The sequence below is a fragment of the Streptomyces sp. NPDC046915 genome (assembly GCF_040644935.1).
GTDB lineage: Bacteria > Actinomycetota > Actinomycetes > Streptomycetales > Streptomycetaceae > Streptomyces.
On sequence record NZ_JBEYXB010000010.1, the window covers coordinates 128,309 to 154,088 of the forward strand.

Annotated in this window: 25 protein-coding genes and 2 pseudogenes; 10 read left to right on the top strand and 17 right to left on the bottom strand. The window is 69.3% G+C overall.

The genetic code is table 11. From position 1 onward, the window contains the following. Window positions 1-89 precede the first annotated feature (89 nt). The 5 genes and pseudogenes from ABZ915_RS25955 to ABZ915_RS25975 all read left to right on the top strand — a co-directional run bounded on the left by ABZ915_RS25955 (window position 90) and on the right by ABZ915_RS25975 (window position 4,072). The gene (locus ABZ915_RS25955) at window positions 90-1,127 is read left to right on the top strand and encodes a hypothetical protein (RefSeq protein ID WP_361807710.1); all 1,038 of its coding nucleotides are present in this window, start codon (window positions 90-92) and stop codon (window positions 1,125-1,127) included. Window positions 1,128-1,190: 63 nt separating this feature from the next. Next, window positions 1,191-2,228, top strand: a complete 1,038-nt coding sequence (locus ABZ915_RS25960; RefSeq protein ID WP_361807713.1) for a hypothetical protein — start codon at window positions 1,191-1,193, stop codon at window positions 2,226-2,228. 257 nt (window positions 2,229-2,485) lie between these two features. Continuing rightward, window positions 2,486-2,839, top strand: coding sequence for a DUF317 domain-containing protein (locus ABZ915_RS25965; protein WP_361807716.1), 354 nt, complete (start codon window positions 2,486-2,488; stop codon window positions 2,837-2,839). 108 nt (window positions 2,840-2,947) lie between these two features. Then, a complete protein-coding gene (locus ABZ915_RS25970) occupies window positions 2,948-3,238 on the top strand; it encodes a hypothetical protein (RefSeq protein WP_361807719.1) in 291 nt (96 codons plus the stop codon). Window positions 3,239-3,253: 15 nt separating this feature from the next. Next, a pseudogene (locus ABZ915_RS25975) lies at window positions 3,254-4,072 on the top strand (DUF317 domain-containing protein). 614 nt (window positions 4,073-4,686) lie between these two features. Here ABZ915_RS25975 and ABZ915_RS25980 read toward each other — a convergent pair. The 10 genes from ABZ915_RS25980 to ABZ915_RS26025 all read right to left on the bottom strand — a co-directional run bounded on the left by ABZ915_RS25980 (window position 4,687) and on the right by ABZ915_RS26025 (window position 12,951). Then, a complete protein-coding gene (locus tag ABZ915_RS25980) occupies window positions 4,687-5,382 on the bottom strand; it encodes a hypothetical protein (protein WP_361807721.1) in 696 nt (231 codons plus the stop codon). A 79-nt stretch (window positions 5,383-5,461) separates the two neighbouring features. Then, window positions 5,462-5,905 carry a hypothetical protein gene (locus ABZ915_RS25985; RefSeq protein ID WP_361807724.1) on the bottom strand — a complete coding sequence of 148 codons (444 nt, stop codon included), beginning with the start codon at window positions 5,903-5,905 and terminating at the stop codon, window positions 5,462-5,464. Between the two features lie 228 nt (window positions 5,906-6,133). Then, window positions 6,134-7,873, bottom strand: coding sequence for a relaxase/mobilization nuclease domain-containing protein (locus ABZ915_RS25990; RefSeq protein ID WP_361807727.1), 1,740 nt, complete (start codon window positions 7,871-7,873; stop codon window positions 6,134-6,136). Further along, the gene (locus ABZ915_RS25995; RefSeq protein ID WP_361807730.1) at window positions 7,870-8,157 is read right to left on the bottom strand and encodes a mobilization protein; all 288 of its coding nucleotides are present in this window, start codon (window positions 8,155-8,157) and stop codon (window positions 7,870-7,872) included. Before ABZ915_RS25995 ends, ABZ915_RS25990 begins: the two co-directional genes overlap by 4 nt. 326 nt (window positions 8,158-8,483) lie before the next feature. Continuing rightward, entirely contained in the window at window positions 8,484-8,720 is a 237-nt protein-coding gene (locus ABZ915_RS26000) for a hypothetical protein (RefSeq protein ID WP_361807733.1), read from the bottom strand. An 87-nt stretch (window positions 8,721-8,807) separates the two neighbouring features. Then, complete coding sequence (locus tag ABZ915_RS26005; RefSeq protein ID WP_200745276.1) at window positions 8,808-8,999, bottom strand: hypothetical protein; 192 nt, start codon at window positions 8,997-8,999, stop codon at window positions 8,808-8,810. Further along, window positions 8,996-10,543 carry a hypothetical protein gene (locus ABZ915_RS26010; protein WP_361807737.1) on the bottom strand — a complete coding sequence of 516 codons (1,548 nt, stop codon included), beginning with the start codon at window positions 10,541-10,543 and terminating at the stop codon, window positions 8,996-8,998. The genes ABZ915_RS26005 and ABZ915_RS26010 overlap by 4 nt, the downstream gene beginning before the upstream one ends. 10 nt (window positions 10,544-10,553) lie before the next feature. Next, window positions 10,554-11,195 (bottom strand): WhiB family transcriptional regulator, encoded by a 642-nt coding sequence (locus tag ABZ915_RS26015; protein WP_361807740.1) that lies wholly within the window; start codon window positions 11,193-11,195, stop codon window positions 10,554-10,556. A 161-nt stretch (window positions 11,196-11,356) separates the two neighbouring features. After that, a complete protein-coding gene (locus tag ABZ915_RS26020; RefSeq protein ID WP_361807743.1) occupies window positions 11,357-12,064 on the bottom strand; it encodes a hypothetical protein in 708 nt (235 codons plus the stop codon). A 2-nt stretch (window positions 12,065-12,066) separates the two neighbouring features. Further along, window positions 12,067-12,951, bottom strand: coding sequence for a helix-turn-helix domain-containing protein (locus ABZ915_RS26025; RefSeq protein WP_361807746.1), 885 nt, complete (start codon window positions 12,949-12,951; stop codon window positions 12,067-12,069). A gap of 879 nt (window positions 12,952-13,830) precedes the next feature. Between ABZ915_RS26025 and ABZ915_RS26030 the strand changes: the two genes are divergently transcribed. Genes ABZ915_RS26030 through ABZ915_RS26045 form a run of 4 tightly spaced genes read left to right on the top strand, consistent with a single transcriptional unit; the run spans window position 13,831 to window position 17,428 of the window. After that, on the top strand, window positions 13,831-14,271 hold the full coding sequence (locus ABZ915_RS26030; protein WP_062643774.1) for a helix-turn-helix domain-containing protein: 441 nt from the start codon (window positions 13,831-13,833) through the stop codon (window positions 14,269-14,271). Between the two features lie 36 nt (window positions 14,272-14,307). Further along, window positions 14,308-14,820: a hypothetical protein gene (locus ABZ915_RS26035; protein WP_361807749.1), complete on the top strand. Its 513-nt coding sequence runs from the start codon at window positions 14,308-14,310 to the stop codon at window positions 14,818-14,820. Continuing rightward, complete coding sequence (locus tag ABZ915_RS26040; RefSeq protein ID WP_361807752.1) at window positions 14,817-16,025, top strand: MAB_1171c family putative transporter; 1,209 nt, start codon at window positions 14,817-14,819, stop codon at window positions 16,023-16,025. Before ABZ915_RS26035 ends, ABZ915_RS26040 begins: the two co-directional genes overlap by 4 nt. Then, complete coding sequence (locus ABZ915_RS26045) at window positions 16,022-17,428, top strand: amidase family protein (protein ID WP_361807755.1); 1,407 nt, start codon at window positions 16,022-16,024, stop codon at window positions 17,426-17,428. Before ABZ915_RS26040 ends, ABZ915_RS26045 begins: the two co-directional genes overlap by 4 nt. Here ABZ915_RS26045 and ABZ915_RS26050 read toward each other — a convergent pair. Then, window positions 17,425-19,002 carry a hypothetical protein gene (locus tag ABZ915_RS26050; protein WP_361807758.1) on the bottom strand — a complete coding sequence of 526 codons (1,578 nt, stop codon included), beginning with the start codon at window positions 19,000-19,002 and terminating at the stop codon, window positions 17,425-17,427. The genes ABZ915_RS26045 and ABZ915_RS26050 overlap by 4 nt on opposite strands. A gap of 441 nt (window positions 19,003-19,443) precedes the next feature. Between ABZ915_RS26050 and ABZ915_RS26055 the strand changes: the two genes are divergently transcribed. Then, window positions 19,444-19,848 carry a hypothetical protein gene (locus ABZ915_RS26055; protein ID WP_361807761.1) on the top strand — a complete coding sequence of 135 codons (405 nt, stop codon included), beginning with the start codon at window positions 19,444-19,446 and terminating at the stop codon, window positions 19,846-19,848. Between the two features lie 24 nt (window positions 19,849-19,872). On the opposite strand, the pseudogene ABZ915_RS26060 reads toward ABZ915_RS26055, so the two are convergent. The 6 genes and pseudogenes from ABZ915_RS26060 to ABZ915_RS26085 form a co-directional block, all read right to left on the bottom strand. After that, window positions 19,873-20,345 (bottom strand): annotated as a pseudogene (locus ABZ915_RS26060) (ATP-binding protein). Between the two features lie 141 nt (window positions 20,346-20,486). Then, on the bottom strand, window positions 20,487-21,353 hold the full coding sequence (locus tag ABZ915_RS26065; protein ID WP_361807764.1) for a methyltransferase domain-containing protein: 867 nt from the start codon (window positions 21,351-21,353) through the stop codon (window positions 20,487-20,489). 31 nt (window positions 21,354-21,384) lie between these two features. After that, window positions 21,385-22,287 carry an NUDIX domain-containing protein gene (locus ABZ915_RS26070; RefSeq protein WP_361807767.1) on the bottom strand — a complete coding sequence of 301 codons (903 nt, stop codon included), beginning with the start codon at window positions 22,285-22,287 and terminating at the stop codon, window positions 21,385-21,387. A 129-nt stretch (window positions 22,288-22,416) separates the two neighbouring features. Further along, window positions 22,417-23,652, bottom strand: coding sequence for a M15 family metallopeptidase (locus ABZ915_RS26075; RefSeq protein WP_361807770.1), 1,236 nt, complete (start codon window positions 23,650-23,652; stop codon window positions 22,417-22,419). Window positions 23,653-23,681: 29 nt separating this feature from the next. Next, a complete protein-coding gene (locus tag ABZ915_RS26080; RefSeq protein ID WP_361807773.1) occupies window positions 23,682-25,169 on the bottom strand; it encodes an NUDIX domain-containing protein in 1,488 nt (495 codons plus the stop codon). A gap of 58 nt (window positions 25,170-25,227) precedes the next feature. Further along, the gene (locus tag ABZ915_RS26085) at window positions 25,228-25,773 is read right to left on the bottom strand and encodes an NUDIX hydrolase (protein WP_361807776.1); all 546 of its coding nucleotides are present in this window, start codon (window positions 25,771-25,773) and stop codon (window positions 25,228-25,230) included. Window positions 25,774-25,780 lie beyond the last annotated feature (7 nt).

Below are 25,780 nucleotides of genomic sequence, written 5' to 3' on the forward strand. Positions count from 1 at the left end.
ATTGCGCCTGACCCAGTACTAACAGATGGTGACGGCTATCCTGCGCGCTGAGGAAGGGGCTCGCCGACTGTTGCCAGAGGGGGAGGCGCATGGACGGAGAGCAATCCGACGGTGCCGGAGACGGGCGCCAATTTGTCCCGCCGGGGCGCCGTTCAGGGCTTCCGCAGCTGGACTTCCCGCCCGTCCGCAATGGCATCGACTACCTTGCCAGTGTCGTCGAGCACCTCGACGAGGAGGAGTCGGCGGTCGAGCCTCGCGACCTCAAGTACGCAGTCCTGCACCTACAGGCGGCGGCCGAAGTGCTGCTCAAGGCCCGGCTGCTACGTGAGCACTGGAGCCTGGTCTTCAAGGACCCGGGCAAGGCGACCCGGAAAGACTTCGACAGTGCGGACTTCGAGAGCTGCAGTACCGGAGCAGCGGTCGAGCGCCTGCGCGACATCGTCGGGATCGACTTCGAGAAGAAGGAAACCGAGGCACTCAGCGCCCTCGCGAAGGACCGCAATGCGCTGCAGCACTACGGTCTGACCCACAGCGCCCACGCGGTAGAGGCCCGCGCTGGCAAGGTGCTCGACTTCCTCATGCGCTTCCTGGAAGAGGAACTCCTGCCACTGCTCAGCGGTCCGGAGCGGGAGACGGCCGCCCGGGACATGGTCCCGGTGAGCGACGGCGTGCGGAACATCAGCTCCTTCGTCACTCGGCGCCTGAACCGGCTCGGGGGTGAGCTGAAGGGACAGGAGAGCCTGACCCTCCAATGTCCGGACTGCGAACAGATGACCCTCGTCGTTGTCCCAGGCGGGGGCCTCTGCCACTTCTGCGGCGCGTCCTGGTCCTCGGACGAGTCAATCGCCTTCGACTACCTGGAAGCCTGCGGCGAGACGGAGGAACAGATTCAGCTGTGCCCGCAGTGCGACGACTACGCCCTCGTGGAGGGGGTTGTGTTCGCGGACGATCCCGATGCAGCCGGCGCCCTGTATTGCTTTGCCTGCACCGCCCGCTACAGCGTGGGCGAGTTGATCTCCTGCGCGGGCTGTAGCCGCTTGTGGCCCATTGAGGCGGACGAGGACGGCGGGGCCGACCCTCTCTGCTCGGAGTGCAGGGAACAGACCCAGCCGGAGAGCATCGGGTAACAGATGCCCGCCGTTTCAAAACCCAGTTTGAGGCTGGCGCAGCCGCCTGCCAGGCTGAGTTGCGTGACAGAGAGCACCTTCTACTCCGACCGTGCGGGGCTTGGTAAAGGACGCGTCAGCGAGACCATTTCCGCCGAAGTGTGGGCTGGGCTGACGACACTGATCCAGCAGCGGATCGACGACGGTTCACTCGCGCGGGCCTTCCCTCTGTACGCCTGCCCCGACGACCCTGGCCGCAACACCGTCACCGGCACGAACGAGGAGAAGTTCCTCCAGTCCCTCACAGCCCATGTCCCTGACTTGATCGAGCGCCCCGCGGCGCCTGATCCAGGTCCGGACGGCAAGTCTGCGGAGATCGACATCGGCTGGCCCTCCAGTGGATCTCAAGGGGCGGAACCCCCGAGATCCCCGCTGGACCCGAACGATGTGCCAGACACCGCTACTGCACTCGACCTCATCGACTTCGTCGCCCTCCATATCGACCAGCCGACCCGCCGTTCATCCCATAACTGGAACTTTGATCACACCCACTACTCCTTCCGGCAGCACGACGCCTTCTATGACACAGAGCTGACGCCAGGCCAGGACCAGCTGAAGCGCGACGTCGATCTGCTCTTCGCCAGGAACGGCATCGCCTACACAGTCGGGGACGATATGCGTGTCCGCCGTCTCGGACCGACCGAGGCGCGTCCGCTGATCTCCGAGTTCCGCCCCGCGACCGGAGACCCTCAGCTCGACAACAAGCTCAAGGACGCCATGGCGCGATTCCTCTCCAGAGAGCCGGCCGACCGGCGGGATGCTCTTGAGAAGCTCTGGGACGCTTTCGAAAGGCTCAAGACTCTCGAACTTGGCGGCGGCTCTCTCAAGAAAACATCAGCGAGTCAGCTGCTCACACGTGCCGCCTCCGGCTCGGAGCCGTTCCGCGAGCTGCTGGAAGCGGAGTTCAAGACCCTGACGAGCATCGGGAACGACTTCACCATCCGGCATCACGAGCACGACAAGGAGGATGTTCCTACAGACGCCGCTATCGACTATCTCTTTGTACGGCTCACCTCTGTCATCTCTGTAGTCCTCCGCCACACCGGACGCATGGCTCCATGACCGCCATTCGGTTCACATGAACGTTGAGTGGCTACCGCTCCGTGTGAGCAGTCGGGTCTCCGCTGACGACGTACAGGGCGGGTTCCGCGGCGGACTGCACGAGGACTCAGTTCAGTGACACGCGCCTGGGTTCGCTGTCAAAGGACAGTTCGCCGGGGGCAGACAGGAAAGATCGCGGAAAGACTGGCCAACGTGCGTGAGGACATGTCAACGTAGACGACCTTGCAAGAAACCCCAGGTCAGAGAGGTGATTGCCCGTGACCGTAGCGCCCATTGGCCGCGGTTTTTCCACCACCGTCGAAGCCCTGCGGCTGCGCGAGTGGCAGCTCGGTCCCGGCCAGCCCACGCTGGTCATGGACCAGTTGTCCGCAGAGGACTTCCACCTCATCGTGGATGACCGCGCGGACGTGCACGTCAGCTCCAAGGACGGCCGGTTCTACCTCGGCTGGTTCCCGCTCGGCCGCCCCGGCACGGACGGCGAGGGATGGAAGATCGCCATCACCGGCACGGCCAAGGTGCGCGGCTACCACCTGTCGTTCGACACCGAGACGCCGGCCGACATCGTCGCCGCCGCCGTGGCGCGCGTGCTGGAGACTTCACGTCTCCTATGACGACGCGGACACCGACAGATAGCCCCAGCCCTGTGAGCGGTCGGCAGTCCGCAGGCAGCCGACCCGTTTCCACTGCTCCTCGTTTCCCCGTACCCCAGGAGGCTTTTAGTGACGTCCCCGGAGATGACCGTCGGCGATCTCATCGACCTGTTGTCTGGCTGCGACCGGAGTGCACCGGTCCGCCAGGCCATGAACCCCTTCTTTCCGATGGCACACCGCTTGGCGCAGGTCGTGCAGTCCGTGGACGAAACCGGCCGGCCCGTCGTCTACCTCGCCGAAGGGCGCGACGAGGACGCACAGCTCGGCCACCTGCCGCCCGAGGTCGCCGTCGCCCTGACGTGGCAGGACCCCGTCCAGGCACCCCCGCGCCGCCCCCGCCGCCGTGCCGGCGGCAACTAGACCCGCACCGAGCCCTTGGAGGCGCCCCTGTACCCCGACTTCCCGCTCGACCCGTCCACCCCGCGCGGCGGCCAGCCCGCGTTCTGAATCGGCCCCCGGCATCTGGCCGGTGATGATGGGCGCCTCTACGACGCCGTCGCCGACACGCTCACCGGCCTGGGCTGGACGAGCGTGACGATCGTCCGCGGACGGCACGAGCCGGACGAGGCGCCGGAGGACCGCCAGGTCCTGCGCAGCACCGTCCTGCACATCAGTCCCGACGCCCTGCGCTGGGCCCAGTGGAGCCTGGCGGACGAGCCGTTCAACCTGGGAGAGCTGCCGATCGCCTGGCAGATCTCCGCCCGCGCCGAGACGAGCAGCCCGCTCGCGCAATGGTCGGCCTACTTCACCCGCGAGGTTCCCGGCGAGGCGGTGGCCGACTTCCTCGTCGCGCTCGACGCCCGCGATCAGCCTGCCGAGCCGCTCGCCGGATCCGAGCTGGTCCTCGACGCTGTCGCCGCACACGGATGGTTCCGCGACATCGACCAGCCCCAGGCGGCAGCGACGGACCCCACGTTCACCTCGCACATCAGCCTCGGCGAGGTGCCGCCCCTCATCCAGGACGCCGACCCCCGGGTCCTGACCGTCGAGGCCGACGCGGAGGGACCGGCCGGATGGCAGGCGTGGGCCGAGCCCGTGCTCGGCGCACCGTGCCTGTGGGCGGCCTCCTTCGCCGCCAGCGTCCCGCACGACCTCGTGGCATCCTTCGCCGCCTCCCTCAGCTCGACCGCACCGGTCTTGCGCAGGGTGCTGCCCGAGGCCACCCAGGAGCGACTGCTGCGGGCGCCGGCCTAGCGATCGACGGCGCTCCACAACCCAACAGAAGAAGCCCGGTCCTCCCGAATGGAGGCCGGGCTTCTGGCATTCCCTCCGTGACTCGGGCGAGTCATCGAGCCGGAGGCGGGTGGTGACCTGGGACAGGCACAAGCTGTTGGGCCTGCCCGGCTCCACGGGGCAAAGTGGGGCGAAGCGGGGGCGGGGTGTTGCAGCGGTGCAGATTACGAACGTCGTACTCCCAGCGCCTCGAATGAGGCAAGGCGGCCACGTTTTGGCGTATCGGTGCCGCTCAACGTGTGTTATTCGACGGCTTGTTGACACGGGGCAAGATGGCCAAGGTATGGCGTAGCGGTGCCACATTCTCGTGCGGCTGAATGGCTATCTGCCTCGATCCGAAGATAACCAGCAGCCGGCCCTTGAAGTCCGTTGCGGTGGCGTGCACGTCGTCGTTCAACGCATCCCGCCCTGGCTGGTGGCGGCCGTCGTCACAGCCCTCGTCACGACGACGGGGAGCGGGCTCGCAGCATGGATCACGTCCCGCTGAGAACCCGCCGCGCCGTCTATCGGGCGAGCCGTACAGCGCTGCTGCCCCCGACCGTCCTGGTCGGGGGCAGCAGCGCGTCGAAGGCCGGTCAGCTGACTGCTGTGGCCTTGGCGAGGGCCTTGTCGAGGTGGCGGTCGACGAGGGCCGGGGAGCCGGAGACGATCAGCAACAGGCTGCCGTCGCGAATCGCGGTCTGCTTGACCACGGTGCTCCGTCCTCCGACGGAGAACCTCAGGAGCTGGCTCCACTGCTCGTCACCAATGCCGTGGGGTGCGGGCAGCTTCTGTGAGGTCACGTCGATCGGGGTGCCGCCGGCGACGACCTGATAGGTCGGGCAGCCGGTAATGGCGTCGAAGATCCGGGCGATACCGTCGGACAGCTTCTTCGCGCTGTCGCTGTATAGCTCCTCGGAGATCTCCGAGGAGCTGCCGCCGTAGGTGAAGGCCACCTTCGCCTTGTGGGGGAAGGTGAGCGTGCCGCCGGTCGCCGCGTCGCCGCCCAGCTCGCTCAGAGCCGGGCAGCCGAGGACGGTGACGTCGTCGTGCTGGGCAGGACGCTCCGGCTTGTGCAGGTAGCCGCTACCGAGGTCACTCCGGTCGAGCAGGCGGGACTTGAGCGCGGCCGACGAGAGCGGGTCCGTCTTCTGAACCGCGTTGGCCGGATTTCCGGTCCGGGCGGAGGAGGTGGTCTGGCGCTTGGCCCCGGTGGTGTCGGTGGAGCAGGCGGGCAGGGCGAGGAGGGCGGCAGTGATGCCGAAGGCGGTGGCAGCGACGCGAACGCGCATGACGGGACTGACCCCTTGGTGCTAGGCGACGGGTGGTCAGCGCAGGCCCGCGGGCCCGGTGTGATCGTAGGAGTGGTGGTCAGTGCCCGAGGTGGCGCAGGCCGTCCTCGAATGTGGCGTGCGTCGCGTCCGCCGGACCGCTGTTGCGGTTGTACCAGGCGGTGTCGAGACGGGTCTCCTGCTGCTGATGGCCTGCTCGGCAGCGTAGCCAGATCTCACCGCGCGTGGAGAGGATGAGCCAGTCCCGGTACGCGCCGCACTCGGCACAGGCGGCCATCTCACCGTCGAGGACGAGGGGCTGCTTCCACGGCATCATCTTGCCGTCGACCTGGTCGTGGCTCGGCACGCGCAGTTCCGGAGGAAGGAAGTCGTCCACGACGGCCGACGGCTCAGCGGGCTCCGGCTCAGCCGCCGGCACTCCAAAGCCGGGCGGGACCTGGTCCTGCAGCCGCACATGCAGCTCGGCGAACTGCCTCTGAGCCTCACTCGGTCCCTTCGCCCGGCGGCGTATCCGGTGAAACACTCAGGCGTCCCCCTCGACCTCGTCACCCGTCCTGCTCGCTTCATGATCGTGCCTTAGGGCCCCGGTCGTTTCAATTCACAAAGTCCACAGTCGCCTTCGGCCTGGTCATCAGGGTTGTTGCTGTTTCTTGGTTGCGGGGATGACGAGCTGGACACGTAGCCCATCTCCGCGCGGCGGGGCGACGTCGCCAGGGTGCGGCGATGCGCTGAGACTGCGTGCTGAGCGAGCTCACCGGGTCTTAGGCGATGTCTCCTCCCCGCTGCGCCGCCTGCTGGGCGCGGAGGGCCTGGACGTCGCCCTGCGTGTTGCGGACCGGCCCCCTGCGGTGCTGGGCTCGGGCAGGCCGGAAGCGTCGACGGGCAGGTCGGCCGTCCGCCGCATCCGCCACACGAGCACGTCGCTGACAGAGTCCGCGGTGTCGAGTTCGCGGCGTCGTGCGGCGTCGGACAGAAGGGCGGCTGGGTCGTGGCCGGCGGCTTCGGCTTCCGCGATGGTCGTGGCCAGGGCATACCAGCCGGGCTCGGTCAGGATCTGCTCGGCTAGCTCCGGCAGCGCCTCGCGCAGCAGCACGGTCTGCCGCTGGAGCATCGGCCGGCTCAGACGCCGTCCCCGCTGGTAGAGCACGCCGAGAGGCTCGGCAGAGGCGGTCCGGTAGGCCGAGCGCAGGTGCTCGGCGGCCCGGGCGGCGGCTTCCGCCTGCTGGGCGTGGCCCTTTCTGGCGTGCCAGTGCGCGGCTGCGGTGATAAAGAAGAACAGCATGTCGATCGCCATCGCAGTGGTGGCGCCGTCCTCACCGCGGCCGAGGGCGGTACCGCCGTGGACGAGTTCGCGCGCGGCCTGCCGCAGCGCCCAGTCATGTCCGCGTACGGCGCGGACGTGGGAGCGCGATGCCCGCTCGAAGGCCGTTGCTGCGTCGCGCAATTCACGGCGAGTGTGCGCGGCGGATGTCTTCGCGAGGGCATCGAGGACCTCGCCGGCCGCTGCGATGTGGGCGGCGGCGACCGCGTCCTCGCCGTGCTCGACGACAAGCACGGCCTGCCACACGGCCGATGCCGTCCCGCGGCGCGCGGCGGCCGGACTGCCCGGCCCCGTACGGATCGTTTCCTCCCGCCCGGCCGCAGGGACATCATGCGCGTCACCGGACCACCGCTCGCGGATGCGGGGCAAAGACAGGTCGGGGGCCAGGCGCGCGCCGGGGTAAAACACCGGCTCGCCGTCCTTGTTCAGGTCATCGGGCAGGGCGACCTTGTATCCGAGCAGGTCGCCGGAGGGCGCGGCGCGCTTGCGGATCAGCAGACCGGCGGCGGCGAGCCGGTCGAAGAACTCCTTGTCGCTCCTCGCGCCGGCCACCGCACGTCGTACGGTTTCACGCAGGTCCTCGCGGGCGATGCGCTCGCGGCCCTGTCGCTCGGCCTTGTGCCGTTCGGCGCTGGTGGGGCGCTGCGCGGCGGTGCCGTCGCCGGGTGCGACCTGGTGGAGGCCGAGTTCCTTCTCGATGAGCCGGGCTTCGGCCTGAGCTCGCTTACCGGATCGGTGATGGTCGGGGCGTCGGCCGTCTTCGCGCACGAGGGTGGCAACGATGTGGATGTGGTCGTCAGCGTGCCGCACGGCGGCCCAACGACAGCCCGCGCCGTCGCGCGGGTCAATCCCTGTGGCGGCGACGATGCGACGTGCGATGTCCGCCCATTGATCGTCCGTCAGGATCGGATCATCGGGCGCGGCGCGCACTGAGCAGTGCCACACGTGCTTGTCGGGGCGCTGGTCCGCGGCGAGGAGATGGAGTGGCTGGTCGAGTAGCTGCCCGAGATCCTTCTTGGTGGCTGTCGCGTCGCGTCCGGGGTCTGGCGACATGCCGTCGAAGGAGGCGATGAGATGTGGATCGACGTGCTCCTCATGGGTTCCTTTGCCGTAGAGGTAATAGAGCAGGCCCAGGGTGTGACTGCCCTGCTTGTGAATCTGCGGAATCAACGCGCCTCGTCTGCCTGTCGGTTGGCTACCTTGTCTGCAGCTGACCTCACCGCCTCGGCCGCTCGGTGGACGTCGGCCATCACTTGGGTCAGGTGGGGAACGTCACCGCCAGAGTTGAGGATCTTGGCAGCTTGATTGAGGTTGCTGCCGGCCCAGCCGAGCTGACGCCTCATCGCGAACAATTCGGCGAGCACGTCGCGTTCGGTGGCGATGGCGGCGGCGGTACGGGACTGGTCGCGGGCCATGGCTAGCCCGGCGTAGGCGAGGAAGCCCGCCACGCTCATGCCGACAGTGTCTGCTCCGGCCTGGATCAGAGCATGTTCGGACGGGTTGAGACGGACGCTGTGCGCGCGACGCTGCTTCTTGTCGCGCGGGCGCGCTCGCCCCTTCGGCTGCCCCTTGTGGGCGGCTTTTGGATGCGATCCGCCCTCGGTCGCAGCCGTCCCGACTGGCACCCCCTGGTGCCAGTCGGGCCCCGCCACCCCAGGGGCGGGGACGGGTTCGGACGCTGCCCCCTCGGGGGAGTGTCCGAACCTCCATCTTGCTCGCCCCGAGACCGAGTTGGAGTCGCGAGCAGGTTCCGGGGCGGTGCCGTTCTGTGTGGGATTCGTCATCGGATTTCGGGCCTCATGGTTCGGGTGTGGTGCTGGATGGTCGCGGCCAGCGCGACGAGATCGGCCGGTCCCAGGAGGACGCGGACGGGTCCGTAGGGGTGGTCCTGGACGAGCCACTGCCCTGTCGGCGTGAGGACGGCGGCGTGCAGGAGCCGCCAACGGACCAGGACGTCCGCCCAGGCGCTGGCCTCGGCGGATGTGGGCTCGGAAGAGCGAGGGGGACGCGAATTCACTAGGTGTCTCCCGAAGCGGGGCGGTGGCCCGGCGTGGAGCCGGGCCACCCTATGCGGATAGGGGCACTGAGCTGGGGATTTGTCGGTTCAGCCGCACTCGGGGCAGCGCCCGACGTGGCTGTTGAGCGCCCGGGCCATCCGCTGCTTCGTCGAGGCAGCCTGCTTTGCGCTGGACTTCGCCGCCGGCCTGCCCTCGTGCCGCTTGGAGTGGGCGAGCATGAAGCCGATCTCCCGCTCGTACTCCGCGCGGACGGTGTTGAACTGGTGGCAGGTCTTCATCGGGCGGAGCTCCTTGTCTTCGTGCTGTCGTCGCTCCGCAGTTCCTGGAGGACGAGGCTTAGCCGGTCGTTCCGGCCGCCCTTCAGGCCCTCGCGGCGGAGGATCTCCCGCAGCTGGACCCGGGTGACGGATTCGTTGCCGTCCCGTTCGAGCAGGGCGGGGACGTGGGGGCTAACCTGCTGGACGAGCTGTTCCACCGACTGCTCCAGCTCGCGGGGCGGGCGCTGTGTCTGCGGGGTGCGGGACCGGCCACGCTTCCCCTTGTTCTGCGTCCTGGTCCTCGCGGTCGTCTTTCGCCGGAGGGGGACCTTGGGTCCCCGGTCCCCGGTGGGTTCGGTCCCCGTGTCGGTGTCGGTGTCGGTCGGTCCCCGGTCCCCGGTGGGTTCGGTCCCCGACTCGGCGGCGGTCGGTCCCTGACGCGAATCATGACCCTGAGCAGGCACTTCTTGCGTCAGATGCTCGGTCCCTTTGCTCCGGGCGTCCCCCTCCGAGGCTTCCGGATTAACGGAGCCGGTCCCCGGGACCGTGCCTTCTTCTGGGGCCTCGGTCCCCTCCCCGGTCCCCGCGTCTGTCGATGTCTTCGAGTCCGCCATCTCGGGGACCGGTCCCCTCGGTCGTGGGCCCCCGACCGACTCGTCGGGACCGGCTCCGAGGACCGTCGCCTTCCTGGCCGATTGCGAGGGGACCGTGGCCGGCGTTGCGGTGCTCTGCACCGGGGACCAGGGCGAGGGCAGCGGGACGGTAGCGAGCGCGAGTGCGTGCCGACGTGCGGCGAGCTGGTCGAGCAGCTGCGCGCGCTGGAGGGGGTCGGTGCCGACCGAGGCCCTGCTGACCGCCTTCGACAGTCGCCGGGTCAGCCGCCGACCGCGCCAGTTCCGCTGCTGCTCGGGCGTGCGCTCGGCGAGGCGGGCAGCGAGGGCGACCGCGCGGGCGGTGGCCCGGTCCCGGGTGATCTGCGCAGCGTCGCGGTCTCGCGCTGCGATGCCAAGGCGGGACAGGAGCCGTTCGCGCGCCTCACGCCCCAGGACGGCGATCAGTCCGTGGGAGGCGGCGCCCGGAGTGCGCACGCGCAGTTCGATTCCCATGGCGAGGTGCCACAACATCGCCGCCATGACCGGCCCGACGAAGGCCCGGACCGTGCCGCCGATAGGACCGCTCTCGGCATAGGCAGGGATCACCTGCACTCCAGTGATCACCCAGACCAGGGTCCCCGGCAGACCGGGGGCGCCCTCAGTGGCCAGGTTCTGCCGCGCCATGAGCGCGGTCGCGAAGAGCGCCAGCTCGGCTGCGGCGAACATCCCGGCCCGCTCGGCGGTGCCAGCCATGTCGAGGTAGTCGGCCGCGAAGCGCCACGAGGTGTCGGCGCTGTATGCGGTGCAGCCGAGAGCGGCCAGAGCTGCGACCTTGACCGCCGGGCCACCGAGACGTTTCTGCGGGCGAGTGCCTCGGCGCCGGATCGTCCAGCCGGTCAGTACGAGCACGAGGGCGGCGGGCACGCTAGCGGCGAGGAGGAGAGGGAGGTCCGGAGTGGCGCTGAGGTCCAAGACGGGGGGGTCATGCGGCCTTTCCGAGAGGGGCGTGCGCCGGGGTCGACGCTGCCGGGCGGGCTGTCGGCTGCCGGGTGCTGGGTGCGTCGGGCGAGGGGCTGCCTGTTGCCGGGGTGGTCTTCTTCCGCTTCTTCTTGAGGCGTGGCACGCCGTAGGCGCGGTCGCGGTCGAACACCTTGTTGGCTGCCTGCCGGAGCAGATCGCGGGCGTGCTTGTGGCTGATCTGCAGGGCGGCGGCGAGCCGGTCGGGCCGCCAGCCGCGCACGTAGGCGTGGTCGGTGACGACCTGCCGTTCGGCCTCGGTCAGGTGAACGTCCCGTCCCTGGAAGAAGGCGATCACGCGCCGGTAGTCGAGGCGCTGGGGCAGTCCGTCGTGCAAGGGACGCCGCTCGGCTTCGGTGAGGCCGCCCCAGATGCCCTCCTTGAGGACGTTCTCCAAGGCGAAGTCGAGGCAGTCGCGGCGTACCGGGCACCAGCCGCACAGCTCCTTCGCCTCGGCGATGGCTTCGTGGTCCCGGGGGAGTGGGAAGAACACCGCGTCGGCGTCCTCGACGTCCATGCCATGGCACGCTCCGCGGGTGTGCCAGCTGGTGTCTCCGATGCCGCGCAGGCCGGTGGCCGGCGCGTCGTGGGTGGTGATGTGGCGCAAGGGGGTCTCCGATGTGCTGCCACGTCCGCCAAGTGGGGCGGTGCTGGGCGGATGCGGCGTCGGGTGCCGGCTGCGGCGCGCGGACTTGCGCCGCAGCCGGGGCGGGACGGTGGTGTTGGGCGGCGGTGCATCGGACGGGATGCACGGGCCGGATGCGCCGGTCAGGCCAAGGCGGGCTGCTGGGCCTGCTCGTTCTGCTGGGCCGCGGCGAGGTCGAGGCGGCCGGGATGGGGGGTGGTGCGCGGGGCGGTTCCGCGCGCTCCGTCGTCGGGGCCGAGCCGGCGGCGACGACACGGCTCGCCGGGTTGGGCCATGCACCACTCGCACCGGACGCTCAGAGCGTCGGGCAGCCCCTGCGCGACGGCGGCCTCGCGAGCTGCTCGCGCGGGCCGGTAGGGCGCGAGGGCGGCGCGGACGGCGGGCGGTATGCAGGAGCCGACCTCCCGCAGCCGCGCCTCCAGCCTCGGGTCGATCCCGTCGCGACCGCTGGTGATCGCCCTGGCCTGCGCGGGCTGCGCGGTGCCGGCGGCGACGGCGCGGCGTGTGCCGACCAGCTCGGCGGTCCAGGCGGCTTGGTCGTCCGGGTCGACGGACGGCGTGGGGTCGGAGTGCCGGCCCAGGCGGTCGCGCCGGTAGCTCTCCCAGGGACGGGCCACGTCCGCGGGCAGGATCTGGTACGGCGAGGTGCGGATGTGCTGGCGCGCGGCGACGCGGGCGTCCCAGCCGTGCGGGGTGGCCATCGGCACGTCGCCGAGCAGCTCGTGCCACTGGGCGAGCTGGTCGCGGGCCTCGCCCTGGTCGGTGCGGATGGTGCGGGGGTCGAGTCGGCCGACGTAGGCCAGCAGGGCGGCGATTTCGCGGCGGTCCACGGTCAGCCCTCCGTTCCGGTCGGCTCGTCGAGGGCGGCGAGAAGGGCGGCGGTGTGGGCCTCGGCCCGGGTCATCCCGCCTGGCGCAGAGGGGCCCTTACCCGGCACGGCGTAGAGGGTCGGGCGACCTGGGGCGTGCTCCCGGGCTACCCAGGAGCGCCAGTCGACAGCCCAGGCATCCGCCGGCCTCGGCTTGAAGGCGGCGCGGTGGGCACGCCACTTCGCGTCGGCTGCCTGCAGGCCCTGCTCGCCGAGGCGGTCGAGGTGGCCTTGCTCGCGGGCCCAGGTGTGGGTGGCAGGGTCGACCTGCCACTTGGCAGCCGAGAGGACGGCAGCACCACCACTGCTGTACCTACGGTTCAAATCCGGTTCACTACGGTTCTGTGTGCCGGTTTCCGGTACATCGCTGTGCCGGTTTCCGGTACGTCGGGGTGCCGGTTTCCGTCGGGACCTGCCGGATTCCGGCACTGCCGGTTTCCGGGCCCTTGCGGGGGATTCCGGCACCTCACGCGGGCGGATTCCGCACCGCCGCAGGGCCGAGATCCGGAGCACCGGGGTGGCCTCGGGCCCCTCCTTCGACGCGCGGTCGTCGTCCTCCTCGGCGGTCTCTGCCACGGCCTTGGCGGCGAGGGGGAGGCGGTAGACGGTGCTGCGCTGCGGGCCGGTGAGGTCCTCGAGCTGCTCCAGCTCACCGGCGTCGACCAGGCGATCGATGGCCTCGCGCACAGTGGAGACGGAGGCGCGGGTGCGCTTGGCCAGGCTGGACAGCGAGGCCCAGGAGACGCACTGCTCGTCGACCACCCGGTCGGCGATCGACAGCAGGACCAGGCGCGCGGTGCCCCGGCTGGAGCTGTGTTCCCAAACCCACTCGCGGGCTTCGCTGCTCATCGGCCGCTCCCGGAGAACGGGCGGGGCCGGCGGCCTACCGGGGCCGGGATGGTGTGGTCCGGCTCGGGGCGCTGAGGCGCCGAGGCTGGGGTGGCTGCCGCGCAGGCCAGACGGAAGGGCCTTTTGCGCAGGGCAGGAGGCATGCGATACTCCCCTTTGCAGTGTTGCCACGCTGACGCGCCCCTTGGAAGGACTCAGCGTGGTGATGGTGGGCAATCTCCGCCCTTGCCGGGGCGGGTATGCCACTTAGCGTTCGGCGTCCGCGAGTTACCGCTCTCGGGCGCCGTCGCTGTATGGGGGACCCTCTCGGTCCGGTCCGTGCTCGCGTGCTCCTCACGTCCGTCGTTGCGGGCGGGTTGCCCGGGGACGACGAACATACGCACGGACCCGTGTCAAGATCCAGACTTGGTTCTTAAACTCTGTACTGGTTGCAGAGAGTAACGGCGCGATGTGTCGCAGGAACCGCCTGTACTGCCCGGCATGAGCCGCCCTCCGGCGTCGAAGGGCACCGTTACCGCGGCTGCCCTGAACGTCGAGAGCGTGCCATCGTGTCCGAATTGAGGCGGGTGTCTGATATTTCCCGCGGCGGGAATGCGATGCGGATGAGGTGTTTCCACTGTCGCCTCCGCGCTTCCGGTCGAAAATCAAAGCCTGCTGGGCCAGACGTGACGTGTATTGCCGGATGAATGTGGCTCGCGCCACTTCACCCGGCGGGCTCCCGTCGGCCGAAACGGACAGGTCGACCCAAAAGGGCGGCGTGCGCCACACGTAAACGTGCTGGTGGGGAAGAACTTTCCACATGCGGGATCGGCCCGTCAACTCGTGTTTATCGCGAGGTAGAGTGGTCGAAGTGATTGCGAAGCTCACCGGGAAAGGATCATGAAAGTGTCGATCGAAGGTCAGGTGAACCCCAAGGGGCTCATGGACCGCCTAAACCGCCTGTTCGACACGGTGCACCCGCCCGATCGCGGCCCTTTCAGCAACGCTGAAGTGGCCGAACTGATGGAGAAGCGGGGGCTGGGCAAGCTGTCGGCCCAGTATCTGTGGCTCCTGCGGACGGGGCAGCGGGATAATCCGACGAAGCGTCATCTCGAAGCGCTGGCAGGCTTTTTCGGAGTGGATCCTGCCTATTGGTTCGACGATGTTGTCGCTGAAAAGACTGTGCAGGAACTCGAGTTGCTCGCGCTGCTTCGCGACGCGAAGATCAAGAACGTTCTTCTTCGACTCTCCGACGTCTCTGCGGATGGAAAGGACGCCATCCTGGGGATCGTCGAGGGTGTACGAAAGTCCGAGGGGTTGCCGCCCTCAACTGGCGTGTAAATCGGTCTCAGTTCAGTAAGTGATCAAGGAAGAGCAATGTGGCCTGCACGTAGGCTGAGGGGGGCTGACCTCCTGGCGGAGCTGAAGCTCCCGCACGTCACCAATATCCGCGACCTCAGCGACGAGGTCTCTCGCCGCACGGGACGGCCGGTGGTCCTGGAGCCCCGGGAGCAGGCGCCCTCGGTGTGCGGGGCATGTGCCGTCACGGAGAGTGCCGTCCATGTGTTCTACGACCCACGGACCACCTCCCTGCATCAAAACCACATCATCGCCCACGAGTTCAGCCACCTCCTGCTTGGCCACCACGAAAACCGGCCGGTGTCCGCGCTGGCTCCGGCCTTCATCACCAGCGTGGACCCGGCCACCGTGCAGATGATGCTGGGGCGCACCAAGTACGACGAGGACGAGGAGCGGGACACTGAACTCCTTGCTTCGCTGCTCCAGCACCGCATCATCGACCGGTGGCTGCGAAGCGATGAGTCCTCCGGGGACGAAGTTCAGGACCGAGTCACGCGCACGCTTCTGCGTCGACGGGAGGCTCGGTCGTGAAGGACCTGCTCCATCCGATCAGCCTCGTCGTCGCCGCGCTCGGCTTCCTCTGCCTCCTGCGGGACGTGCTGACCCGCCGCCGAGACCCCGCCTCCACCGCGCTGGCCGCCGTCTTCCTACTGTCAGGACTGTCGTTCCTGTTCTCCATCACGCCGATGTGGAACTATCTCGACCGCGTGCTCGGCACCGTCAACGTCTCCGTGCCTCTCGCACAAGGCTGCGTTGTCGCGCTGCTGGCCTGCCAACAGGTGGTCCTCACCTACTGGGGATCCCCACCTGAGGCCGCCCGCCAGCAAAGTCGCCGGTGGCTCGGGGCTGGCCTCGCGGTTATCGCAGGGCTGCTGGTGCTGTTCGCCCTGCTGACGCCCAGCGGGCCGCATCCGATCAACTTCACGCTGTACTACGCGCACGACGACTGGTACGCCGCGTACCTCACCCTGTACGTCACGGCCTACACCGTGGGGGAGCTGTTCCTCGCCCGCGCCTGCTGGGGCCTGGCCCGCCGCAGCACCCGTGGATCCGTGCGCTTGGGCGTGCGCATCGTCGCCCTCGGGGCCACCGTCACCCTCGGATACAGCGCCGTCCGCATCGGCGACGTGATCGCCGGCGCCTTCGACACCTCTCTCGCTGAGTGGGAGGGCTTCGCCTGGACCTGTGGCGATGTCGGCGCCATGCTCACGCTCATCGGCTGGCTCGTGCCCACTATCAGCGACCAAGCCCAGAGCGTCCAGTACCGGATCAAGCAGTGCCGCAGTTACTACGGCCTGCGTCCCCTGTGGCTGGTGTTCTACAGCGAAGCGCCCGAGATCGAGCTGCCGATCGACCGAGTCGACCCGGCCCAGAGACGCCGCTTCCGCCGTATCTCGATCCGGCTCTACCGCCGAGCAGTCGAAATCCGGGACGGCCGGTTCGTGATCCGCCAGTACCTCGATGCCGCAGTACGGGAGGCCAGCGAAGCCCACCACCGGGCCCGAGGGCTTCACGGCCAGGAGCTGTCGGCCGCCGTCACAGCCGACCAGATCCTCGCCGGAATCGCCGCAAGGGCCGAAGGCGCCCGCCCGGCGCCCGACAAGCTCACCGAATTCGCCGACTCCGAACGGCAGACCAGCCGGCCCATGGACGACATCGACGCTCTCCTCGATGTCGCTCGCCACTTGCCCAGCCAGCCCGCCCGAGCCCCCCACCTTGAGCGAGTCTCCGGATGACGACCGATCTCACCCACCAACCGGCCCACATCCAGCTCCAAGCCCTGGACCGTCGCGAGATCTCCAGCCGAGAGCTGCTCGACCTCCACCTCGAACGGATCGACGCCAGCCACGTCAACGCCGTCATCACCCGCGACGACGAGGCGGCCCGGGCCGCCGCACAAGCGGCGGATGAACGCCGCGCTCGCAACGAGAAGTGGGGAACCATTGACGGCCTTCCCCTCACGATCAAGGACAGCTTCGAGACGGCCGGCCTGCGCACCACCAGCGGCGCCGAGGACCTGGCGGATCACGTTCCCGCACGTGACGCTGACGCGGTCGCCAGGCTTCGCTATCAAGGCGCCGTGATCATGGGCAAGACCAACACTCCGGCGTACTGTCAGGACCTGCACACGGACAACAGCCTGTTCGGGCCCACCCTCCACCCGCACGACCCCAAGCGCACCGTCGGCGGTTCCTCCGGCGGCCCCGCCGCCGCAGTCGCCGCCCACCTGACCCCCGCCGACCTCGGCAGCGACCTCGCCGGCTCACTTCGGCTTCCGGCTCACTATTGCGGCGTTTACGGCCTGCGTCCCACGCTCGGACTCATCCCGGCTCGCGGCCACATCCCTCGCCCGCCGGGATGGATCACCAGCAGTGACATGGTCACCCCCGGCCCCCTGGCACGCCACCCCCGCGACCTCGACCTGCTCCTCGACGCGCTGACGACGCCATCACCCGCAGAGAACAGCCCCTGGCGCGTCAACCTGCCCACCGCGCGTCGTGCAGTCGGCCAGCTCCGCGTGGCGGTGTGGGCCCAGGATGCACGCTGCCCCGTCGACCGCGAAACGGCCGATGCCCTCGCCTCTGTTGAACAGGCACTGGCCTCCGCCAAAGCGGACGTCCGCCGCACAGTGGGGCCGGTCGGCTTCGCCGACTCCCTCCGCCTCTTCGAGCAGCTCCTCCATGCCACCGCGACGGCCGCCACCGACGACGCAGCGGGCGCGGCCGAACTCGCAGCAGCGAGTGACCTGCACGAAGACGACGTGAGCCCACGCGCCACCTTCCTCCGCCACCGAACCCAGACACACCGCGCATGGCTCCGCGCCAACGAGGAGCGCGTCCGGCTCCAGCAGACGTGGCACCGGTTCTTCGCCGACGGTCAGTACGACGTCCTCATTACGGCCGCCGCTCCCACCGCGGCGATCCCGGCCGGGAGCCGTTCTCTCAGGGTCGACGGCGTCGAACGGAGCTTCTTCGACCAAACCGGCTGGGCCAACCTCACCAGCCATGTCGGTCTGCCCAGCCTGGTCATGCCTCTTGCGCGCAGCGCCGACGGCCTGCCGATCGGTGTGCAGCTCGTAGGGCCGGCCTATTCGGACCGGATCTTGCTCGCGATGGCCGAGCACCTGCCCTGGCTCTAGTCCAGCTGGAAACGAAGGTGAACGTCGTCCGCCCATTGCCCTGTCTCGGCGTCGCCCTCCTCCCACCGTCCTGCGTCATAGATCAGCGTCCGCGGCCCGAGCAGGACTCGTGGGAACAGGGACCGGCTCGGCACCCGGGGAAGCACCTCGATGGTGTCCACACGGAAGGCGGGCACCTTGAATCCGCACAGATCACCATCATGGAACAGCACGGATCCGTGGCCGGAGAACCAGGCGACGAGGCTGGAGTGGGCCAGGTTGCAGACAACGGGGACGCTAATGGTCCCGGACGCGGTGTCGCAGTCCTCCTCCTCCACCTCCGGCGCCGCCAGGAGGAGTCCCCGGGGGATCGGCTGGGTCTGCGGGTCGGCTGCCGAGCCCAGGAACATCAGGGAGTACTGGGATTCTAGGCTGGCCATGTCTTTGACCATGACAGGCACGGCGTCCCAGCCGGCCAGGCTTTGGGCATCGCGGTAGGCCGCCGCGCACTGGGCCAGATCGCCCAAGCTCTTGAAGTACGTCACATCGAGAGGCGGTCCGTCGCGGTCGTCGAAAGAGAAGACCGACTCGGGGTGGCAAGTGGTGAGGAAGTCAAGCAGGTCCGGATGGTCGCCCAGGAGAGCGTCGCTGTCCGGGTCGGCGAGCGCCCGCATCAGGTGCACGTACTGACCGTCCTTCTCGACCCGGGCGGAAACGGTCAGGGCGAAGCCCGCAGGGTAGACGTAACCGAAGTGGTGCTCGTTGGCGGTACGCAGCACCGGCAGTTCGGCGGACACGGAAGTGGTTTGGACCCGCACCCTGGTGGGATGGTCCATGACGAAACCGGCCAGCAGATACGGCTGGGGCAGGTGCGCCAGGCCCCCCATGACCTTGCCGCTCAGCGCGAGTTTGCGCATCCTCTGGTCACGTCGTACCGGTTCACCAAAGGTGGCCAGGTAGAGCGCCTCCTGCTCGGCGGGAGTTCCTTGCTCGAACCACGCGTACAGGTCCAGGGATGTGATGAGGGTTGCCTGGCTGTCGGCATCGCGGTGGATCTGGATCTGGACTGGTCCGGTGATCGGTTCAGCAATCTTCCGGGCAGCGTCGGCCCGCACCTGCTCAAGGTAGCCGGGGGCGCCTACCTCCCTGATCGCTTCCCGGATCTCCGCCACGGGCCGCATGTCCTTGGGGGTGAAGTGCGTGGACTTCTTGGCGGACGCCAGGAATTGGGACAGCACCACGATGAAGGCGGCGTCCATCATCCGGAAATAGACGGCCGCGGACTTCGGCCCGTTCAGCTTCACCAGGGCGAGACCGGTCGGGAACTGTGCTGCCAGCAGGCACTCGGCATCCGCCCGGTTCAGCCGGATCCGCCCGTCGTCCCGATCCGTCGCGCGGACGCTGAAGCCGACGAAAACTCCGGATACCGGTCCGGTCCCGCCGAAGTCTGCGGCCAGGTCCGGCTGGCACAGGAAGTCGAACCCGAAGTCGTGTTCGACTTTGTTGGGGATGATGAAGTTCTCCTGGCAGGAGAGCCGGAACCGGTCCTCTCCGATCGCCCCGATGCGCTGGGCGGCGTTGCGTTTTTTCGGCACGGTCCCCCGGATCGCATGTTTGTCTCAGGCGGGCCGGGTGCGCCTGCTGCTCCCACGGCCGCATCTGCCGCTCGTTCCTCATTATCGCAGCCGCACGGGTCGCCCGCACAGGTATCGGGTCACCGCTGAGTGGCAGTCGCGGGAATCTCCATCCAGGCCAGCGGTAGGCTCGTTCTGGTCAGGGCGCTGTTTGACTGGTGGGGCGAGAGTGCCGGGGGGCCGGCTGCCGGAGCACGTCCAGGTCCGCGACGACGCGGTCGGCGTTGTGGAGAGGAACACGCGGGCCGGACTCCCACCACGAGCGCATAGGGGCGGCTCCGCTGCCCTTAGCGAGGGATCCGTCCGGGTGGCGGACGGGCAGGCCCAAGAGCTGCTGTTCTATGGAGGTCAGAGCGGGGTCCGCTCGAACAGCGGCCACGGGAGTGAGGAGTAGCGCTGAGATTGATCATGGCCGGGAGCTGCTTCGATTGGGTCCGCAGCAGCCGATGGCATGATCCGATTCCTTCGGGGCAGGCGAGGCGGGTGCCGTCTGTTCGCCCCCAACTCGTTGGACGGGTTCGTCATGCCCTGAAGCTGGCGGGCTTCCATATCGTCGATGAGGCGGACGACGCCGCGCCGGGGCTGAGAGTGGGCGAGGCGTCCGCGGGCGTGCTGGTGAGCTGGACGGCGTCGCACGGGTTCACCGCGCTGGCAGCGGATCAGCGTGGGGCGTGCAGCGACGGGATGCGGGTGGTGGTGCAGGCGGCGGTGGCGGGCCTGCTGGTCCAGTGCGGGCACACGGTGGTGGAGACGCCGGACGGGAACGGCATCGTGGTGCTGGCGGACGGGCCGCCGGCCGGTGCGTGACCGCCTGCCCGAGGTCTCACCCGGTCACAGCTGACGGCCGGCAGCTTCCCGCCGGGGTCGTCGGCCAGCACGATCGCCGTGGTGATCCGCTTGCCCACCGGTTCGCGGTGGACGGCGAAGCTCTGGCCGACGGCCATCACGATCTCCAGCCCATGCTGACCGATGCGGGTCGGGTCGGGCGCGAGGATCGCGGGCGGGGTGGGATTGCTGTCCCAGACGGTCACTTCGATGGCGCCGCCGTTGATCTCCAGGGTGAGCAGGCAGGGGCCGGGAGCGTACTTGCGGGCGTTGGTGACCAGTTCGCTGACCACGAGCTGCACCATGCCCATCACCCGTCCGGACACCGGCAGCCCGTGCACGGCCTGCACGTCGGTGAGGAATCCACGGGCGAGGTCGCGGGCGACGGCGATGTCCTCGCTGCCTTCGAACGCGCCGGACACCCTTATGACGTCCCCCAGCAGCGATCGCCCGTTCTCGCCGCCTGCTGTCTGTTCCATGCCGGTCCGCCTCGCCCCGTGCCCAAACGTGCTCCGACCCGTTTACCCCCGAATCTTCACATCAGGCCGGGGCGGGGCGGGCAGGGGGATGTTGGTGTGGTCTGTGCGGGCCTCGGTGTCGTCCTCGCCCAGGGCGGGCCGTCACCCGGATTCCCCGGCCTTTACGCTGCCGCCAGGCAGTTCGAGGGTGCCGCGGCGGTGCCGGCCCAGCAGGATGCCCTGCTCGCTGAGCAGGATCGCGCCGACGCCGACCCCGACGGCCGCGTGGGCGGCCGGCGCTCGGGTGCTACGGGGCTGGCTGGGGACGCGCGCCGGCCGGTCGGGAAGGCGCCGGGCGCGGATGAGCTGCTGGATGACCGTGGCGCTCTCGTCGGGGTGTGGGTATAGGTCGATGGCTTCGACGCGGAAGCCGTACTCGGTGAGCAGGTCCTCCCACAGCTGCGGTGCCAAGACCCACATCTGAGTCGGCAGGGGCGGGTCGTCCCGCAGCAGGATCGTCTGCTCGCGCGGTGCCACTTCCATGGATGGACCGCTGCCGTGCAGGTCGGTGTGCAAGAGCGAGAGGATCAGCGGGGCGCCGGGGCGAAGGCCGTCGCGCAGTGCCGGCAGCGAGCGGTGCGGGTCGATGAAGGCGAGCGTCCCGATCGCGTACGCGGCGTCGAACGGCTCGGCTCCGGCCAGGTACTCGGTCACGTCCGCTTGGATGAACTCCACGCCGTCCACGTCCGCATGGGCGCCGACGGCGCGTTCGTGCTCGGTCGGGGACAGCTCGATGCCGGTGACGCGCGCCCCGTGCGCCTGAGCGAGATGGACGGCGTGGTGGCCGGCTCCGGAGCCGATGTCCAGGACGCGGCGGCCGGTGACGTCGCCGAGGACTTCTGCTCCCGGTCCGATCCCTTCCCAGGGCGTCCAGCCGAGCCGTTCGGGGACGGGTGGGGTGTAGGCACGGGTCAGTTGGCGCCGGCCGTAGATCTGCCAGGCCCGGGTGTTGGTGTCCTCGGCGGGCACAGTTGCCTCCTGGTGGGCGGGTGTTCAGGGGTCAGGTGTGCGTGATCAGGTAGGCGGGGCCCTCGCCGCGCCGGGCTCGTTCGATGGCGTCGAGGCGGGCGAAGGCGCGCGGCGCCATCAGCTCCTGCCAGGTCGCGAGGTCGTGGACGGCCCACATGTCGTGTTCCGCGGGATCGAAGCGGATCCGACCGAGCTGCTCGGCGGTCAGCCGCCCTCCGTCGAAGATGAGCCCCATCTTGTTCAGCGGCAGCCGGGGCCCGGCGTGCAGGAAGTGCGTCAGGAGCAGGATCGGTGCATCGAGGGCGAGTTCGAGTCCGGTCTCCTCGACCGCCTCCCGCCGGGCGGTCTGCAGCGGGTCCTCGCCTAGCGCGTCCAGGTTGCCACCCGGGAACTGCCAGAGTCTCGAGCCGTAGACCGAGCGGAGCTGGACCGGCCGGTCATGCTCGTCGCGGATGTACAGGCAGCCGTACACCGTGTGGTGGGGGATGGTCTGCGCGTACTCCTCGGCCGTCATCGGCATGGGGCGGCCGGGCCGGGCAGGGCGGTGGCCGAAAGCGAGGGCGAGAACGCCGAGGGCTTCCTTGGCCGGCGGGTAGATGCCGCGGAGGTTGGCGAGCAGCTCGCCGGGCGGCCCGTCCGGGTCGATGCGCGCGGCGTCCTCCGAGTGGAGCAGATCCTCGAAGGAGGGGTACGGGGTGATCCGCTGCACGAGGACGTCGAGTTCCCGCCCGGTATCCCGGTCGTGGAAGACGACCGTGTCGCCGACGATGATGTCGCGCTTGTGCGGGGTGGCCACCCTTACTTCGATCGTCTTGCGCCCTGCTTCCACTTGGCGGTAGTACCGCCCGAGCAGGTGCATGTGGTGCTCGTGTGGTTCGTCTCCAGCCGACGGGTTCGGGACGGCTGGGAGCGCCTGGTGGGTGTCGTCAGGCATACATGCCTCCGTTCGATGTTTTCCGACCGTCGCGGTCGTGGGAGCGCGACCGGCCATGGAGCGGTGGCCGCGCTCCTGTGTCTCCGGATCGGAGTGGGTGGCGAGGAAGTGGACGAGTCCGCCGGCGCGCTAAGGCAGCTCGATCGGTCCGTAGCGCGCGTGCGGCTCCTGCCGCATCAGCGCGTCGTACCGGTCCGCTACCGAGAAGTGCCAGAACTCGGTCCCATAGTTCGTAAAACCCGCGCCCTCCATGGCGTTGAGCAGCAGCGTGCGATGGCGGCGCGCGTGATCGCTGAGGTCCGGAGCGTGCGTGAAGCAGGCGCCGCCGCTCTCCTCCGGGGAGGCATTGACACGGGTGCCGAGATCGAGTTCGTGGCCGTCCTGGTCGACGAGGGTCACGTCCACGGCCGCGCCCGCGGAGTGAGGCGCGATCTCCGGCGGCGACACGTACCGGCTGGCGGCCTGATGCAGCTGCTCAGCTGTCCAGCCGGGCTGAGCAGCGGCCAGCTGGTTCCGGTACTCGGTGAAGTAGAGCTGCTGGAGGGAAAGCGGCCGGTAGCCCTCGATGAACAGCAGGTCGGTGCCGGCGGGCAGGAGCGAGCGGGCGTGCTGCAGCCGGGCCAGGACGCCCTCGCGGACGTGGGCGAACGCGCCCAGCGGATCCTGCTTGCGGGGATCGACACGGAAGTCGTGGTCACGGAGGTCGACGAGCGGCTCCCCGCTCTCGCACACCGGGACCGCGGCGACCCGCGGATCGGACATCAACACCAGAGGGTTCATCGAGTCTCCCTGTGACAGCTTGCACTGCGGTGGTGGGACGGGGGAGGCAGAAGCCAGATCGGTTTCGCGCACCATTCGCGCGACGGTGTCCTGCAGCGTGCTGTCGGCCGGGATCACGGTCTCCAGACCGCCGGGCAGGAGATCCATCTCGCGGTACCAGGAGGTGAGGTGGCTGTCGGTGACCTGCGCCAGGTACGCGGCGTCCGCCTTCGACGCGTGCCGGACCAACGTCGCCTCCAGCGGCACGTCCAGGTAGTAGCAGCGGGAGACGCCGCGGTGGTCACGGACCAGAGACGTGATCATGTGGCTGTAGCGGTCGGCGTACAGGATCCCTTCGAGCACCACGTGAAAGCCGGCGTTCAGTGCGTCGCGTGCGATCCTGCTCAGCAGGGCGATGTTGGCGCCGCGCGCGGTGTCGTGTTCCCTGAGCACGTTCCGGCGGATCAGGTCCTGGCCCACGATCGCGACACCGCGGCCGTGGTGATCTCGCAGCCCCTGGGCCACACTCGACTTGCCTGACGCCGAGTTGCCGCGGATCACCACGAGGCGGGTGTCCTCACGTCCGGCCGCGGTCGCAGTCGACACGCGACGGTGTGCGCGGTTCGTTGTGCCGGTCATGCGGGCCAACCCGTCTCGCTGTACAGCTCCCCGTTCTGGATCTTTCTGATGGCCACCCGGGTGTAGGAGACGAGGTCGTCGGGGAGCGCGGCAGGGTCCCAGAATTTCCACTCGGTGCACTTGTCCGGCTCGCGCAGCTCCGGCTCGCCGCTCCAGGCGCGGGCGCGGAAGAACAGGCCCATGCGGGGCCGGTCTCCGGCCTTGTCGATGTGGTGGACGACGTGGACGAGTTCGACGTCCTGGCGCTCGATGCGTAGGCCGGCTTCCTCCCGTGCCTCCCGGATCAGGCAGGCGATGGCGTTCTCCTGCTCGCAATGGCCAGCTAGGGCGTGCCAGGTGGACGGCGCGAACTTGGAGTTGGGGTGGCGCAGCCCGAGCAGCACCGTCCCGTCGGGGCGCTCCAGGTAGAGGTGGACGCCGATGACGTTAAGGACCGTGCCGTTCGGCGAAGCCGGGCGACGCTCCTCGGGCGAGGGGAGCCCGCTCTGCGACGTGGTGCTGGCTGGGCGGCCGGCGGCGTGGCGCCGTACGAGGTCGCTCGTGGTGTCGGCGATACGGAGGCGGTGGAGGTCGTCCGGGGCGAACCAGGCCAGCATCACCCCTTCCGTCAGGCGGAGTTTGCGGGGATCGCCGTTCCAGCGGCCCGCGTAGATGGCGATGGGCACGACCGCGCCGGCGTCGTCGGAGGCGTACTCGGTGCCGAACGGGGTCAGATCGGCGATATCGAGGCCGGCTTCCTCGGCCAGTTCGCGCCGCACCGTGTGTTCCAGGGTGGCGTCCTGGGACTCTCGGCCGCCGCCCAGCAGGGACCACATGCCCGGCTCCCAGATCTCGCCGGGAAAGTAGTCGCGCAGGTGGAGCAGGTACTCGCCGCGGTCGTTGTAGATCAGGGCGGAGGCGTTGGCCGTCTCCGGTTCGACCTGGAGCGGGAGCTTGAGGAGCTTCTCGCGCAGGGAAGGGGAGGCCGCCCTGTCCACGGGCCGCCACTCGATGCCGCCGACCTCCTCTTCCTGCAGCATCACCTCCACCTCGTTCGCGGTGTGCAGGCGGAAGAGGAACCGGAGTTCGAAGTGCTGGTGGCCGGATTCGTCTTTGCCCGGGTTGGCGTCGATGTGGTGGATGTCGATGTCGAACGGCACCGTCTCATAGCCGGGCCACGGCGTGACTGCCTGGGGCGGGATCCCGGTCTCCTCGTGCAGCTCCCGCAGCGCCGCTGCTGCCAGGGACTGGTCGGTGGGCTCGGTGTGTCCGCCAGGGGCGAGGACCTTCCCGCTCGCCAGGTGCAGCACGTGCAGGACGCGGCCGAGTGGGTCGATGACGATTGCGCCGCAGGTGACGTGTCCGGTGAACGTGGAGCGGCTTGCGATCTCGTCGCCGGTCCGGTTGAGGGCATCCAGTAGTCCGCCGAGCTGCTCGCGCTCGTGAGGGTGGCGAGCGAGGTAAGCATCGACGGTGGTGCGGATGTGATCGTGCGACAACGGCATGGGGCTACCTCAGAGGGCGTGGAGCGGGAGGAGTCGAGGTGGGGGTGGGCGGGTCGGGTCAGCTCAGCCGCATCCCCTCCGACGGGATCTCCTCGACGGCGGCGGTGCGAGCGATGGGCAGCCCCCACCACTTGCGTGCCGTCTCCGCCGCGAGCTGGGCTTGCCGCGCTCCCGGCGGGCCCCATCCCAGCAGCGCGGCTGCCTGGGCGGGCGTGACGAGCAGGCGGGCGAAGGGGTGGCCGGTGGCGGGGTCGACGGCCGCCGGGCCGACGGCGGTGACCCGGGCGGCTAGGCGGACCCTCGCGTTGGGCCCCACGCCGCCGTAGACCTCGCCCGTCTCGTCCAGCACCCAGCCCAGTCGTACCGGATCGGCCAGGGTGAGCTGGGCCTCCTCGGCAGCTTCGCGGTACAGGGTGTCCTCGGGAGTCGCGTCGGTCGTCTCCACGGTGCCGCCGGGCAGCATCACCAGCAGGACCCGTCCGACCTCGTCGGTGATGATCGCGGCGGCGCCAATCCACGCCGCATGCCGGGACGCGGCGTACTGCGCCGCCGGCGCAGCGGCACGCGGTGTGACGTGATCCGAAGGGGAGACGGGAGAGGGCACGTATCTC

What these genes read in the sequence shown, in the direction of transcription:
- ABZ915_RS26025 (WP_361807746.1), bottom strand. Translation starts at nt 12,951, where the DNA reads ATGAGCAGCGAAGCCCGCGAGTGGGTTTGGGAACACAGCTCCAGCCGG.
- ABZ915_RS26030 (WP_062643774.1), top strand. Translation starts at nt 13,831, where the DNA reads ATGAAAGTGTCGATCGAAGGTCAGGTGAACCCCAAGGGGCTCATGGAC.
- ABZ915_RS26005 (WP_200745276.1), bottom strand. Translation starts at nt 8,999, where the DNA reads ATGAAGACCTGCCACCAGTTCAACACCGTCCGCGCGGAGTACGAGCGG.
- ABZ915_RS26035 (WP_361807749.1), top strand. Translation starts at nt 14,308, where the DNA reads ATGTGGCCTGCACGTAGGCTGAGGGGGGCTGACCTCCTGGCGGAGCTG.
- ABZ915_RS25995 (WP_361807730.1), bottom strand. Translation starts at nt 8,157, where the DNA reads ATGAGCGTGGCGGGCTTCCTCGCCTACGCCGGGCTAGCCATGGCCCGC.
- ABZ915_RS25980 (WP_361807721.1), bottom strand. Translation starts at nt 5,382, where the DNA reads ATGCGCGTTCGCGTCGCTGCCACCGCCTTCGGCATCACTGCCGCCCTC.
- ABZ915_RS26045 (WP_361807755.1), top strand. Translation starts at nt 16,022, where the DNA reads ATGACGACCGATCTCACCCACCAACCGGCCCACATCCAGCTCCAAGCC.
- ABZ915_RS26080 (WP_361807773.1), bottom strand. Translation starts at nt 25,169, where the DNA reads ATGCCGTTGTCGCACGATCACATCCGCACCACCGTCGATGCTTACCTC.
- ABZ915_RS26070 (WP_361807767.1), bottom strand. Translation starts at nt 22,287, where the DNA reads ATGCCTGACGACACCCACCAGGCGCTCCCAGCCGTCCCGAACCCGTCG.
- ABZ915_RS25955 (WP_361807710.1), top strand. Translation starts at nt 90, where the DNA reads ATGGACGGAGAGCAATCCGACGGTGCCGGAGACGGGCGCCAATTTGTC.